We start from the raw sequence: 14,099 nt of genomic DNA on the forward strand, positions 1-14,099 counted from the left end.
GCAAGGCAAGGCAAGGCAAGGCAAGGCAAGGCAAGGCAAGGCAAGGCAAGGCAAGGCAAGGCAAGGCAAGGCAAGGCAAGGCAAGGCAAGGCAAGGCAAGGCAAGGCAAGGCAAGGACTGGGGCCCGGCTACGCCCCGGGCGTGGCACGCATTGCCGGCTTTAGTCGCGTGACTTCAGGAATCTGGCAGACGGACGCCCCCTCGATGTTCGCGTTTAACCCAAGGGGACGCCGCAACGGTTATCTAGGAATCGCGCTTACGCGCGGATACAAGCGACAGCGCGACGAGCAAGATCGACCCGCCAATACACAGAAGGACCGGCAGCCGGTTCCATCCGCGGACGTATCCAACGAGCGCAGGTCCAAGCAAAACTGCTGCGATGAGCTGCATCAGCTTTTCCCGCAGACCCAGCACAATGGTCGGTTTGCGAGCAAGCCAGAATGTCGCGCCGCATGTATCTGACGTGATCCACGCTTCTGATGTTTTATCGCGAGTTAGCGCTCGTGCGCCGAAGCGCAGCGCGATAATTCCTGCGACTCCGAGCAATGAATATCCGCCGAGTTGGGAAAGCGGACCCTTGCCGAGGGGCCACCAAAGCAGACTCAACGGCGCAAGCACAACCAGTGCTCCATAGGCCCATCTGCGCCGCATCAGACAGTACAAAAGAACCAGAGGATTAACACAGAGGAGTGGTAGCAATGCTACCGAATGAAATACGGATAGCAATTGCGAGTGCATCAGAGCAAAAACTATCCCTGCTTCGCATACCGATGCAATGAACCACGCTGAAAGCGCAAATTTGATCCTTATTGGCATTCGCTGCTTTTTTATCTGAACTGACTTATGCAGTAATCTCTGGCGGCGATTGAATTTTCAGACGCGCAAAAGTTTTCCTTATAAACGGCTTCATGGACCGGTGTCAGGCTACCGGGAACCGGCGTATTAAGCGGGAAAACAAACTGGCCTCCAGCGCCCTGATCGCCCAGGCAGACGAACAAGCCGTTCTGCGAAAAGATTTCGTTGTACGTGGCCAATGAGCGCCCGGAATTCGGCGGCAGAGTTGCCCAATAGAGCGAAGAACTGGCGGTGGATATGGGATCTTCGATAGGTAGATAGGTTGTGATGGTGTTGCCGAGCCAGATTTTCAGCGACGGCAGGTACGGTTCAGCCGCTGTCTGCACGTCAGCGGTCAGCGCAAGCCCTGCTATCGTGCGTCCAACCCCGGGCCCCATTTCCGCCCACACCTGCATCGGAACAGTTACTACGCCTGTGGCTGAAACCAGCGTTAGCACGTCACCGGGCTGGACCCGTTTCGCCGGATCGGCCCAGTCGGCGACAACCTTTGCCATTGCCGTTGTCGCAACCAACCCATTCGCGACGACTCGTACCGGTTGCAGCATCGGTGCCAGCTGACTGATAACCGCGACAACGCCAACACCATTCTGGACGATTGATATAGAGTCCGTACCGCTATTGACCGCCCCCATGAGCGTCTGGAAAGCGTTCATATTATTTGAACCCGCTTCCATTATCTGAATTGCAAATTCTGAATGCGCCATTGTTATTGGACTCTCGATTCGTTATCCCAAGGAGCAATGCTGCCCACCACGGCGCTGACGGCAGGCGCTGCTGACGCGCTTTGACCGATGACATACCGGTAATAAAGTTGCGTATTGCCCACTCGCGGCATGTAGGGAATCTGCGCGATAAATGACTTTGGGGCAGTGAGTGTTACTGGCAAAACGTCGACTAATTGCTGAAAGTCTCTATCGGTTGCAATCTGAAGATTTGCCGAAACAGCTACGCCAGGTTGATCCAGATTCACAACGCGGACCCAGAAAACCCAGGTGCCGTCTTTGCGCTTTCTCGCGGTGACACCGTTGGTGAGGGCATAGCCTCTTTGGTCCATGCTGATTTTCGGTGGCGGCATGGCTGGCGCCGCCCGCGCGACCGATGAGATGGCGCTGAACGACGAAAGCGTTCCGGCCTGAAGAAAGAGTCGTCGACTAGTCATTGTTCGAGCTGCGCTCCCATATGAATGCGTGATTAAAAAGGTTCGGATCACGCAATGACGGTAACGTGGGGCGTGGGCGACGGAGCATCGGACAACTCCTAAATCGCACCGCTGAACGACAACGTTTGAATCGATGATGGGGATTTACACCGGTACGGCGCAAAGCGCCGCGCGACGCGTCACGCCACCTCGTCACACAGCGCGAGGTGGGTAATCGTCTCTTGGAGGGTTTTGTTGCGAGTCGATCGCGTAGAGGTGGCGCGTGGCCATGACAGGTACGCGCCAGAAAACCAGTCCGCCTATCGCGGGCATGTTTTGCCGGTAATGAAGCAAAACGGTACTGCTAAAAAACGCTTCGGGTTCCACAACTCGGACCTGCTGCTGCGACCGACGGAAGAAGTCGCGACGCAGATCAGCAGCGAACACCACGCCTTCGTACCGACCACGCCCGCACGAAGGCGAATCTGTTACTCGGCGAGCCTGGAATTGCGCCGCGAATACCCGAAATAAATCACCATGCCGATCACCAGCCAGATCCCAAATGCAGCCCAGGTGACCCCCTGAAGGTTAAGCATAAGAAACAGGCACGAGGCAACAGCCAGCACCGGCACGACCGGCACGCCAGGGCATCGAAACGCGCGCGGCAAATCCGGATGCGTCTTTCGCAACACCAGTACCGCAATCGACACCATCGAGAACGCCGCCAGCGTCCCGATATTGATCAACTCAGCCAGCACATTCAACGGCACGAGCGCGCCAATCAAGCCGAAGAAAATCCCCACCAGCCAGGTCGTGAAAAACGGCGTCGCAAACTTCGGATGCAAACGCGACAGCCGCGCCGGCAACAGGCCGTCACGCGACATTGCGAAGATCACCCGCGTTTGCCCATAAGCCATCACGAGAATGACGGTCAGCATGCCCAGCACGGCGCCGAGGTCGATAAAGCCTGCCACCCAGGTTTGCCCCGCCAGTTGCAGCGCATAAGAAACCGGATGCGAAATGCCCGCAAACTTTTCCGACGGCACAATACCCGTCACCACCGCCGCCACCGCCACGTACAACACCGCGCACACGCCAAGCGACGCGATAATTCCGATCGGCAGATCGCGCTTCGGATTCTTCACCTCTTCCGACGCCGACGACACCGCGTCGAAACCGATAAACGCAAAGAACATCACCGCCGCCGCGCCGAATACGCCATTCCAGCCGTGCGGCATGAACGGATGCCAGTTAGCCGGTGTCACGTGGAAAACGCCCACGCCGATCACCAGCAGCACGACGGTCACCTTGATCGCGACCATGATGTTGTTGATCCGCGCGGATTCGCGGATGCCGACCGACAACAGCGCGGTGATCACCATCATCACAAGGAACGCGGGCAGGTTGAACAGCGTATGTTGCCCAGCCACCGCGCCCGGTGCCGCGCTCAACGCAACCGGCAGCGAAATGCCAAAGCCCGACAGCAGCGACTGCAGATAGCCCGACCAGCCGACCGAGACCGCCGAGGTTGCCAGCCCATACTCGAGCATCAAATCCCAGCCGATGATCCACGCGGCCAATTCGCCGAGCGTGGCATACGAATACGTATAGATGGACCCGGCGACCGGAATTGTCGACGCAAATTCGGCGTACGAGAGCGCGGCGAAACCGCATGCGATCGCCGCGATGATGAACGACACCATCAGCGCCGGGCCGGCCTGGACGGCGCCCGTGCCGGTCAGCACGAAAATGCCGGTGCCGATGATGGCGCCGACCCCGAGGAAGGTCAGATCGAGCGCGCCGAGCGCTTTCTTGAGGCCGGCAGTCTGAGCGCTTGACGCGATCATCTGCTCGACGCTCTTTTTGCGAAACAGGGACATTGGCGTGGGTCTCCAGTGGTGCACGCGTGTTGCGAGCCGAATGTCAGGGAAACCCACGATTTTAACGGATGCAGCGCGCTGCACTATTTTGAGACGTGCTTTCGGGGTGATCAGGAGTGGGCGGAAACTCCCAGCCGGAAGGGCTTCGAGCGCGTCGTTCGTCCGCCGAACGCAGAACGGCAGCAAAGCTTTAGCGCGATGCGTGATAAATGGGGAGGGAATCTCTCCGTTGCAAACCCGCCGGGTTCACGGCGGGTTATTCAGCAGGCGTAGAGCAACGCAGCGGCCACGGCAACGCAACGGCAACGCAACGGCAACGCAACGGCAACGCAACGGCAACGCAACGACAACGCAACGACAACGACAACGCCGCTCGGAGCGCTCAACCCGCCATCGCCGGATTCAGGTCGACGAGACGGTTGCTCATCACATAGAAGGTCAATTCGGCGTTATTGCGCAGCTTCATTTTCTCGAGCAGCCGCGTGCGATACACGCTGACCGTCTTCACCGACAGCGACAGCGTCGCGGCAATATCGGTCAACCGCTTGCCGGATGCCAGCATGCACAGGGTCTGGTATTCGCGATCGGAGAGCTTTTCGTGCGGCAACTGTTCGCCGTCGAAAGAGACGTAGTCGGCCAGTGCTTCGGCCATCGCCGGGCTGACGTATTTGCGGCCGGCCGCGACCTGCTGGATCGCGCAGATCATCTGCGCGGCATCGACCGTTTTCGACAGATAGCCGGAAGCGCCTGCTTTCAACGCGCGCACGGCGTACTGGTCTTCGCGGTACATCGAGAACATCAGGACGGCCACGCGCGGCGCCTTGCGCTTCAGGCGTTTCAGCACTTCGACGCCGTTCATGTCGGGTAACCCGATATCGAGCAGCACGACGTCGAACGCATGCTGCTCGACCGCCTCGAGCGCTTCGATGCCGCTTTGCGCTTCAATCACTTCACGCGCCACGCCACGGTCGAGCAGCAATTGGCGCACGCCCTGGCGAACCACGGCGTGGTCTTCGGCGATCAGAATGCGCAGGCTCATGACAGGGCGCTCACGATTGCAGTGCGTGCCGTTCGGTGCGCGGCGCTGGTGCCAACATCGCGTCCCACATAAAGCGCGCCCGCACGAGCGTTCCGCGTGGCGCGTGGGTGTCGCCGCTTGCGGCGCGGCGCGTACTGGTGCGCTTCGTACTGACGCGCAACGTGCCATTGAACGCCGCGCAGCGCGCCTGCATCCCGCTCAGGCCGAAATGCCCGCGACGATTGCCGGCATGGCGGGCGAGCCCGATGCCGTCGTCGCTGATAAGCAGTGTGAGGTGCTGGCGGCTGGTCTCGATTCGCACGTCAGCCGATTCGGCGCGCGCATGTTTCGCAATATTGTTCAGCGCTTCCTGCGCGACGCGGAACACAGCTAGCGCGGCATCGGCGGGCAGGCGCGTGAGGCGCAGGTCGGCGGCGCACACGAAACTCGTGCGCAGATGCGTGCGGCTCGCAAAGTCGTCGGTCCAGTGCGCGAGCGCGCTCACAATGCCCGATTCGAGCGACGGCGCATGGAGTTCGGCCACGGTCTGGCGGCTTGCGTCGCACGCGGCGTCGAGCGAACGGTTGGCGACTGCGAGTGCATTGGCGCATTGCGGTGGCGCGCTGGCGGGCAGCCACGTTTCGACACCGGCGAGCGCAAAGCGCACCGCGGTCAGTTCGGCGCCCACGCCGTCGTGCAGTTCGCGCGCCACGTGGCGGCATGCGGCTTCCCGAGCCTGAACCAGTTCTGCCGACAATTCGCTGACCCGGGCGCGCAATCGTGCAAGCTCACGCTCAACGGCCAGCGACGGCGCAATCACGCTCGCGTCGGAGCCGTCACACGTCGGTGACGAAGGAGGCTGGGGGTTGAACGGCACGACAGTCAGCGTATCCATAAGGTTTCCCTGTCAGGAAGCGATGTGGATAGCGAGGCGGGGACGCACCGGCGGCGCGAAGACGAAAGAACGCATGCGAATCTCTGGCCTCCAGATAGAACCGCCGGATCGAAAATCTGACGGACAAAACGCTATGGTAAGAGGTAACGAAAGTTACATTCAGTAACAAGCTAGACGGTTCGCCGAAGGTTTGTCAAATCGTCTGATTGTGCGGCGCGATGATATCTCAAAAAAAGAAAAAAAGCAGTCTCAGCAAGGGTTAGAGCTTGCTTTTCATGCAATCCTTGATGATTTAATAGGCATCATTTGTAGGAAGAAAGCCGACACTAAATGTTAAATTGCAGCTGCGTAATTTGTAACTGGCCAAATAAAAAAAGGAGCCCGAAGGCTCCTTTTTTCTGCTTCCGCGACACGGTGTCGCGCACTTGCAACCATGCTTAGCCAACGAAGGCTTTTTCGACGACATAGTGACCCGGCGAATTGTTGCTGCCTTCCTCGAAACCGAGGTCGTCGAGCAGCTTGCGGGTGTCGCGCAGCATGTGCGGGCTGCCGCAGAGCATCACGCGGTCGTCTTCGAGCGAGAAGCCCGGCACGCCGAGGTCGGCGAACAGTTTTTCAGTCTCGATCAGCTCGGTGATGCGGCCGCGGTTCTGGAACGCTTCACGCGTGACCGTTGGGTAGTACAGCAGCTTTTCCTGAACCAGTTCGCCCAGATGCTCGTGCGCCGGCAGGTGGTCGGTGATGTACTCCTTGTACGCCAGTTCGTCGACGAAACGGCAGGTGTGCGTGAGCACCACGCGCTCGTAGCGGTCGTAAATGTCCGGATCTTTGATGATCGACATGAACGGCGCGAGGCCCGTGCCGGTGGACAGCAGCCACAGCGTCTTGCCCGGCAGCAGGTTGTCGGCCATCAGCGTGCCGACCGGCTTCTTGCCGATCAGGACCTGGTCGCCGACCTTCAGATGCTGCAAACGCGACGTGAGCGGGCCGTCCTGCACCTTGATGCTCAGGAATTCGAGATGTTCTTCGTAGTTCGCACTGGCGAGGCTGTAGGCGCGGATCAGCGGCTTGCCGTCGACTTCGAGGCCCACCATCGTGAACTGGCCGTTTTCGAAACGGAAGCCCGGGTCGCGCGTGCAGGTGAAGCTGAAAAGCGTATCGGTCCAGTGATGGACGCTCAGGACGGTTTGTGAATTCAGGTTGCTCATGGCTTCTTGGATAGTGCGAAAACAAAGGCGGCCAGTCGTTGGAGCCGGCCGGCACGGCAAGGGCGATGCTGCGCTCACCCGTGGTCGGGAGTCACGCGCAATCCGCTATTTTACCGCGCCCGCTGGCTGGAGGCCTGCGGCGCGGCGGTTGAGCGTGTGATGCGGGTTGCCGGACCTGGAAGCGACGGCGCCGGCTAGCGATACAGTCGGGCGCCGCGAAGTGCCCCGGCGTGAGTGCTGCCGCGCTTCAGCAGTGGAACGGCGATAGGCGAAAACCGCGCTGGGCGGCTGCCATCCGCTGCCCGGCAAGCACCGGATAGGCGCGTCGCACGAGCAACATTTTCAGGATGATACCGAAACCCGGCGTGCACCGCAGCATTGACCCTGCTAATAAAACTGGCAAATGGGGATGGTCAAGGGTCGCGGCCGGGCGCGGAGACGCTGGGTAAGCCGGTATTTTGCACCCGCGTGAACGCAGTTTTTTGGTACACAGCGGAGGAGGGGGCTATGTGCCGACCGCTTCGAGGTCTTGCAGAGAAAGGCTTTTGCTGCCAGGCAGTTTGATTACTTTGAGGAGGCTTGGCGTAGGATTGAGGGCCCGGCCGAAGAGAGAACGGCGCTGGGAGACACCACGGGGCGGAATCGAAAGGCGACAAGCGACAAGCGTCAGCGACCTCCCCCGCCTGCCAACTATTGAAGCCAAAGCAACGGTATCAAACCCGCCACCTCGGCCCCGTCACGCTTCACCGCGATTCCCGCCCCGCCTTGGCCCAACAATCAAGCCGCAGCAGCCACCCGTTTCTTCCCACGCTGCTTCAACACGCGAGCCTGCAACACGATCACCAGCAGCAGGAACACGCCGCGAATCACCGACTGCCAGTAAGCCGACAAGCTGATAAAACCCAGCCCGTTTTCGAAATTCAGCAGATTGAACACCAGCCCGAGCAGCAGCACGCCCGCAATCGTCATCGCCACCGAGCCTTCTCCGCCAGTCAGCAGCGTGCCACCCAGCACCACCGCCGAAATCGCGAACAGCTCCCAGCCCACGCCTTCGTTCGGCTGTCCCGCGCCGAACTGCGCCGCGAGGATCACGCCGGCCATGCCGGCCAGCAGCCCGCTGACCGCATAAGCCAGCACCAGCGTACGGTCGACATTCAGCCCCATCAGCCGCGCGGCTTCCTCGCTGCCGCCGATCGCCAGCGAATGCCGGCCAAAGCGCGTACTGCGCAGCGCAAGCCAGCCCGCCACCGCCGCGACGACCGCGACGATCCCCGGAATCGGCAGACCGAACAGATCGCCCTGTCCGAAGTTGCCGAAGTTCGAGTCCGACGCAATCGACACCGCGTCGTTCTTGCCCAGCAGCAGCGCCACACCATGCGCGCCGAGACTGGTCGCGAGCGTCACGATAAACGGCAGGATCTTGAGCCGCGTAATGATCAGGCCGTTGAGCACGCCGACCACGAGTCCCGCGACGCAGCCCGCCACGACGGCGGCCAATCCGCCGTACGTGCTCGCCAGTGCGGCGACGACGCTCGCCAGCGCCGCGACCGTGCCCACCGACAGATCGATACCCCCGGTGATGATCACGAACGCCATGCCGATCGAAATCAGCGCGAACATCGAGTTGTAGCGCCAGAACGACGTGATGTTGTACGCCGAGCCGAAATGGTCATAGCGCACGAGGCCGAAGATAACGAGCGCGGCCAGCGCAACCAGGATAGGAAGATTCTTTTTCATCGCATCGAGTCCAGGAGTGTCCTTGAGGCGTTAGCGCGAGCGCCGCTGCACATAAACCGCCGCGACGATAATGCCGGCCTTCACCACGAGTGCCGCCGCATCGGGGATACCGTGCGCAAGCAGCGTGTAACGCAGCAACTGGATGATCAGCGCGCCAATCAGCGTGCCGCCGATATACGCCTTGCCGCCCGTCAACGCCGTACCGCCAACCGCCACCGCTGCAATCGCGTCGAGTTCGACGCCGAGGCCGACCACGTTCGCATCGGATGACGAGTTCACCGAGATCGAGATCAGGCCGGCGAGACCTGCCAGAGCCGCGCACAACGTGTACGCGATCAACTTGACGGTGGCCGTCGGTACGCCGCACAGATACGCGGCTTTTTCGTTGCCGCCGGTAATCAGCAGGTATTGACCGAACAGCGTCTTGCGAACCACCCACACGAAAATCGCGACCAGCGCCAGCATCAGCAGAACCTGGAAGGGCACGCCGGCGACCTTGCCGAGCGCGATCCACTGGAATGCCGGTGTGTTGAACGCTTGCAGACTGCCGTCGGTGACAACCTGCGCGATCCCGCGTCCGGCGATGAACAGCACCAGCGTCGCGACAATCGGCTGAACGGATAGCCTCGTCACCAGCAAGCCGTTGAACACGCCGCACAACCCGGCAGCCAGCACCGGCAGCACGAATGCAAGCGCGATCCCGCCAGGCCCCGCGATGTTCAGGAACAGCATCGGCGCGAGCGCACCGGAAATCGCCATCGACGCACCCACCGACAGATCGATCCCGCCCGTCGCCACCACCAGCGTCATGCCGATGCCGACGATCACGATCGTCACCACCTGCGTCATGTTCACGTTGAAGGTTTGCAGCGACCAGAAGTGCGGCGTGAAGATCAGGTTGAACAGCACCATCGCGAGCAGCACGATGACTTCGCGCTGCATCGCCAGATGCCGCCACTTCTGCACGGTGGACGATGCTTTGGTGCGGGTCGCGGCAGCGGGCGTGGAGCCGGTGTCGAGCTGGCGCACTTCGGGTTGCAGTGTTTCGGTATGCAGCTTAAGCGCCATGACGGTCGCCCTCCAACGCGTCTTCGATATGGGCGGCGTTCGCCGTTTGCGCGGCGTCGGCCAGTTGCGAATGACCTTCGCTGCCGTAGGCGATCGCGTCCATGATCGCGGTCTCGCTCATCTCGGCGCCATTCAGTTCGGCGACCGTGCGGCCGTCGCGGATCACCACCGCGCGGTCGGCCACGGCGGTCAGCTCTTCCAGTTCGGATGCGGACAGCAGCACCGCGAGGCCCGCGTCGCGCAATTCGCGGACGATTTTCGCGACATCCGCTTTCGCGCCGACGTCGATGCCACGCGTCGGCTCGTCGAGCAGCAGCAGCGACGGCTCAGCGGCGAGCCAGCGCGCCAGCAGAACCTTCTGCTGATTGCCGCCCGAGAGTTCGCGAATCGGTTGATCGGCGGAACGCAGTTTGATGCCGAGCGAGGCGATGAAGCGGTCGACAATCACCTGCTGCTTTTTCACATCGACCACGCCGTTTTTCGCCAGCGTGCGCAGGCAGACCAGCGTGAGGTTGTCGCGCACCGAGAGCTCGGGGACGATACCTTCGCCCTTGCGGTCTTCGGTCAGATACGCGAGGCCGCGTGCGATCGCATCTTGCGGCGACTTCAGCGTGACCGCTTCGCCGCCAATCGACAACGAACCTTGCTCCAGCGGATCGGCGCCGAACATCAGCCGCATGGTTTCGGTACGGCCCGAGCCGAGCAGACCTGCGAGGCCCACCGCTTCGCCCGCGTGCACCGCGAGCGACACGTCGTTCACCTTCGGATGTGCGCTCAGTTGAGTCGCGGCAATCGCCTGCTTGCCGCGCCGCGCCAGATTGGCTTCGCGCGAGGCGGTGTCTTCCTGCACGACGGCGGCCAACGTACGGCCAAGCATCGTCGTGACGAGTTGCAGCTTGTCCATCTCGGCCATCGTGCTTTGCGCGACGGTCTGACCATCGCGCATCACGGTGACGCGATCACACAGCGCATACAGCTCGTCGAGCCGGTGCGACACGAAGATCACCGCGCGGCCGTCGTCGCGCAGCTTGCGCACGACGGTGAACAGCAGTTCCACTTCGCGTTCATCGAGCGACGACGTGGACTCGTCCATGATTACCATCTTCGCGTCCGACGACACCGCGCGTGCCAGCGCCACCATCTGCTGGATCGCGGTCGAATAGCGGCCAACCGGTTTTTTCACATCGATCTGCAAGCCGAACGATTCGAGCAGCGCGGCGGCGCGTTGCTGCACCGCGCGCCAATCGATCAAACCGTAACGACGCGGCTCGCGGCCCAGAAAAATGTTTTCCGCGACCGAGCGGAACGGCACCAGGTTGATCTCCTGATAGATCGTGCTGATGCCCGCTTCACGCGCCTGCTTCGGCGTGCGGAAATCGACTTCGCGGCCTTCGAAGCGCACGCTGCCCGACCCTCGCCGATAGGCGCCGGTCAGGATCTTGATCATGGTCGATTTGCCCGCGCCGTTCTGGCCGATCAGCGCGTGGACTTCGCCTGCGGCGACGCTCAGATTTGCGCCCCGCAATGCGGGTACGCCGCCAAAGCTGATGCCGATGTCCTGCATCTCAAGCAGCGGCGAACGGGTAAGGGGGGAGTGTGGCGTCTGCGTGCCGGATTCCGTCACGGGGTGTCCTCCTGATGCGGGTGCTGCGTGTGCCGCACGGGCAAAGTGCCGTGCATGTCCGGACTCGATGCAGGGGCGTCTCAGATCGTTGTCGGATCATGTTACGCCGCATAAAAGCGAAGCGACGGTCCGTGCAATCACGGGCACGTCGCTTCGAACCCTTCCCGTCACCCGCTTCCCGAGGAGACGGTTGTCAAAGCGGGTGACTTTCCTGCTGCAACGCTTCTCTACAGCTGATCGTGGCTAGTCGATCAGTAGCCGTACTGCATGTTCTGCTGGACGTTGTCCTTGTCGTAGAACTTGTCGGACACCTTGACCCACGTCGGGATCTTTTCGCCCTTCGCGTAACGCTGTGCGACGTCGCAGGCGAGCGGGCCGAAGAACGGGCTCGACTGCACGCTTGCGCCGAGTTCGCCGGCAGCGATGGCGTCCATGCCGCCCTTGGTGCCGTCGATCGTCACGACCTGGATGTCCTTGCCCGGCTGCTTGCCCGCAGCCTTGATCGCGGCAATCGCGCCGAGCGCCATTTCGTCGTTATGCGCGTAGACCGCGGTCACGTCCGGATGCGCCTGGAGCAGCGTTTCCATCACCTTGCGGCCGGTGTCGCGTGCGAAGTCGCCGCTTTGCGACGCGATGATCGTCATGCCCGGGTTCTTCGCGATGACTTCGTCGAAGCCCTTCTTGCGATCGTTTGCCGCCGACGCGCCGGTCGTGCCTTCGAGTTCGATGATCTTCGCCTTGCCGCCGGTCGCTTTCACGAGCCAGTCAGCGGCGCGATGGCCTTGATCGATAAAGTCCGAGCCGATGAACGTGATGTAGTCGCGGCCTGCCTTCGCCACCGATTGATCGACGTCACGGTCGACGAGAATCACCGGAATGCCGGCCTTTTTCGCTTGCAGCACGATCGGTGCGAGCGGCTTTTCTTCGCGCGGCGGGAACACCAGCAGATCGACGTGCTGCGCGATCATGCTTTGAATGTCCGAGACCTGCTTGGAGTTGGAGCCGTTGGCGTCGGTCATCACGACCTGCCAGCCGCATTTCGCGGCGACGTCCTTGAACGACTTGGTTTCCGCGAGACGCCACGGATTGTTGCTTTCGGTCTGTGCGAAGCCGACTTTCAGCGGGGTCTTGGCCGGCAGCTTGGGCAATGCGTCGTCAGCGTGCGCGGTGGCGACGCCGAGACCGATTGCCAGGGCCAGCAGTGAACCTGCCAGCGGACGAATCTGATGCTTGCGCGCGAGTTTGCGCGACTGCGTATTGAGCGACGCCATGTCTTCCTCCAGTACCTGGTGAGGTAGGTGTGTATTTGCTTTTGTGTTTCTGTTGCCGGTCGCGCCGTTGTGCTTGACCGGACGTGCCGATTATTCCACTCAGAATTATTATCGGTCAATCACTAATAATATTAATTATTGGTTTTTTTGCCTCGGTAATTACCCTGACCGATGCGCGTTCGACCAGCGGACCATCGAGCTTGACCATCCGGTGACGCACCGGCGCACCGGCGGCGCGGTTGTGTTCCTCCTGTAGCAGGGTTTCGACGGCCCAGCGTCCCAGTTCGTAGTTCGGCAGCACGACGGTGGAGAGCGGGGGGTGCGTGTGGCGGGCGATTTCCTGGTCGTCGTAGCCGAGTACCGACACGTCTTCGGGCACCCGCAACCCGAGTTGCTTCAACGCTTCGATTGCGCCGATCGCGGTCAGGTCGTTCGCGCAGAAAATCGCGGTGGGCGGATTGGCTTCGCGCATTAGCGAAAGCGTCAGTTCGAAGCCGAGACCCGAGCTCCAGTCGCCGTCGCGCACGAGTTCTTGCGCGTAGGGCAGGTCAGCGGTGGCGAGGGCGGTGCGATAGCCTTTCAGGCGATCTTTCGACGCGTCCTGCCACGGTTCGCCGTTGATAAAGCCGATCCGCCGATGCCCGGATTGCAGCAGGTAGTCGGTGGCGAGATGACCGCCCGCGACCTCCGCCGGGACCACCGACGAAAACCCGCCATCGCCCGTGTAGCAGTTCAGCAGCACGGTTGGAATCTGCGATAGCGCTGCGGGTGGCGTCACCTTGCGCGTGTAGACCGTCGAGTAGATCACGCCGAACACGTGCGGATTCGTGAGCACCGTGTCGAGCACCTGCTTCTCGATGTCGGCATTGCCGTGCGTCGAGTAGACGGCCAGCATTTTGCCGGCCGCATACGCGGCGTCGCGCGCGCCGTCGGCATTCACCACGGGGTGCGGGCTGGTTGAAATTTCGTCGGCGAGGTAGACGATCAGATTGCGCTCATCCGTCGATGTCGCGACCGGTTCGCGCAGCGACAGCCGGTAGCCGAGATCGTGCGCGGCCTTCAGCACCTTGTTGCGGGTGGCCTCGGAGAACTTCGCGCCGGTCGCGTTGTTCAGGACTAGCGAGACAGTGGATTGCGACACGCCAGTGAGCTTGGCGATGTCAGTCATGGTCGGACGTCGTTGAGTCGATTTTTTCATTGGGCGGGCCGCGCTGTGGCGGCGCGAAAGCAGGGGCATGCCGTGGGCATCGTGATGCTGACGGTACCACTAATAATATGCGCGCGGCAACGCGCGCTAACCCGCCATTTGGGACTTTTATGCGTAGTGCGGAGAGGTCCGGTAAGAGAAATTTATTACTAATAATATTGACCAATGGGCTTTGTCGTGCGATTCTCGGTCGCGCGG

General features: G+C 61.3%; 13 protein-coding genes. 1 reads left to right on the forward strand and 12 read right to left on the reverse strand.

What is annotated here, in order from left to right:
• Nucleotides 1–243: 243 nt before the first annotated feature.
• The 3 genes from LMG28727_RS29640 to LMG28727_RS29650 form a co-directional block, all read right to left on the reverse strand.
• A complete protein-coding gene (locus LMG28727_RS29640) occupies nt 244–618 on the reverse strand; it encodes a hypothetical protein (protein WP_201645894.1) in 375 nt (124 codons plus the stop codon).
• A gap of 209 nt (nt 619–827) precedes the next feature.
• The gene (locus LMG28727_RS29645; protein WP_201645895.1) at nt 828–1,559 is read right to left on the reverse strand and encodes a hypothetical protein; all 732 of its coding nucleotides are present in this window, start codon (nt 1,557–1,559) and stop codon (nt 828–830) included.
• A 2-nt stretch (nt 1,560–1,561) separates the two neighbouring features.
• Nucleotides 1,562–2,014: a hypothetical protein gene (locus LMG28727_RS29650; protein ID WP_201645896.1), complete on the reverse strand. Its 453-nt coding sequence runs from the start codon at nt 2,012–2,014 to the stop codon at nt 1,562–1,564.
• Nucleotides 2,015–2,248: 234 nt separating this feature from the next.
• Between LMG28727_RS29650 and LMG28727_RS29655 the strand changes: the two genes are divergently transcribed.
• Complete coding sequence (locus LMG28727_RS29655; protein WP_201645897.1) at nt 2,249–2,524, forward strand: hypothetical protein; 276 nt, start codon at nt 2,249–2,251, stop codon at nt 2,522–2,524.
• On the opposite strand, the gene LMG28727_RS29660 is transcribed toward LMG28727_RS29655, so the two are convergent.
• From LMG28727_RS29660 to LMG28727_RS29700, 9 genes are all read right to left on the reverse strand, one after another.
• On the reverse strand, nt 2,482–3,873 hold the full coding sequence (locus LMG28727_RS29660; protein WP_201645898.1) for an amino acid permease: 1,392 nt from the start codon (nt 3,871–3,873) through the stop codon (nt 2,482–2,484). The two genes, LMG28727_RS29655 and LMG28727_RS29660, sit on opposite strands and share 43 nt — an antisense overlap.
• A gap of 382 nt (nt 3,874–4,255) precedes the next feature.
• Complete coding sequence (gene rqpR, locus LMG28727_RS29665) at nt 4,256–4,912, reverse strand: response regulator transcription factor RqpR (protein WP_201645899.1); 657 nt, start codon at nt 4,910–4,912, stop codon at nt 4,256–4,258.
• A 10-nt stretch (nt 4,913–4,922) separates the two neighbouring features.
• Nucleotides 4,923–5,786, reverse strand: a complete 864-nt coding sequence (locus LMG28727_RS29670) for a sensor histidine kinase (protein WP_201645900.1) — start codon at nt 5,784–5,786, stop codon at nt 4,923–4,925.
• A 437-nt stretch (nt 5,787–6,223) separates the two neighbouring features.
• Nucleotides 6,224–6,994, reverse strand: a complete 771-nt coding sequence (locus LMG28727_RS29675; RefSeq protein WP_201645901.1) for a ferredoxin--NADP reductase — start codon at nt 6,992–6,994, stop codon at nt 6,224–6,226.
• A gap of 777 nt (nt 6,995–7,771) precedes the next feature.
• A complete protein-coding gene (locus LMG28727_RS29680; protein WP_201645902.1) occupies nt 7,772–8,731 on the reverse strand; it encodes an ABC transporter permease in 960 nt (319 codons plus the stop codon).
• A gap of 30 nt (nt 8,732–8,761) precedes the next feature.
• Nucleotides 8,762–9,673, reverse strand: a complete 912-nt coding sequence (locus LMG28727_RS29685) for an ABC transporter permease (RefSeq protein ID WP_407945884.1) — start codon at nt 9,671–9,673, stop codon at nt 8,762–8,764.
• 115 nt (nt 9,674–9,788) lie between these two features.
• Nucleotides 9,789–11,363, reverse strand: a complete 1,575-nt coding sequence (locus LMG28727_RS29690) for a sugar ABC transporter ATP-binding protein (protein ID WP_236592479.1) — start codon at nt 11,361–11,363, stop codon at nt 9,789–9,791.
• A 311-nt stretch (nt 11,364–11,674) separates the two neighbouring features.
• On the reverse strand, nt 11,675–12,694 hold the full coding sequence (locus tag LMG28727_RS29695; RefSeq protein ID WP_201645905.1) for an ABC transporter substrate-binding protein: 1,020 nt from the start codon (nt 12,692–12,694) through the stop codon (nt 11,675–11,677).
• A gap of 115 nt (nt 12,695–12,809) precedes the next feature.
• Nucleotides 12,810–13,862 (reverse strand): LacI family DNA-binding transcriptional regulator, encoded by a 1,053-nt coding sequence (locus LMG28727_RS29700; protein WP_201645906.1) that lies wholly within the window; start codon nt 13,860–13,862, stop codon nt 12,810–12,812.
• Nucleotides 13,863–14,099 lie beyond the last annotated feature (237 nt).

This window comes from Paraburkholderia metrosideri, assembly GCF_904848625.1.
Taxonomy (GTDB): Bacteria; Pseudomonadota; Gammaproteobacteria; order Burkholderiales; family Burkholderiaceae; genus Paraburkholderia; species Paraburkholderia metrosideri.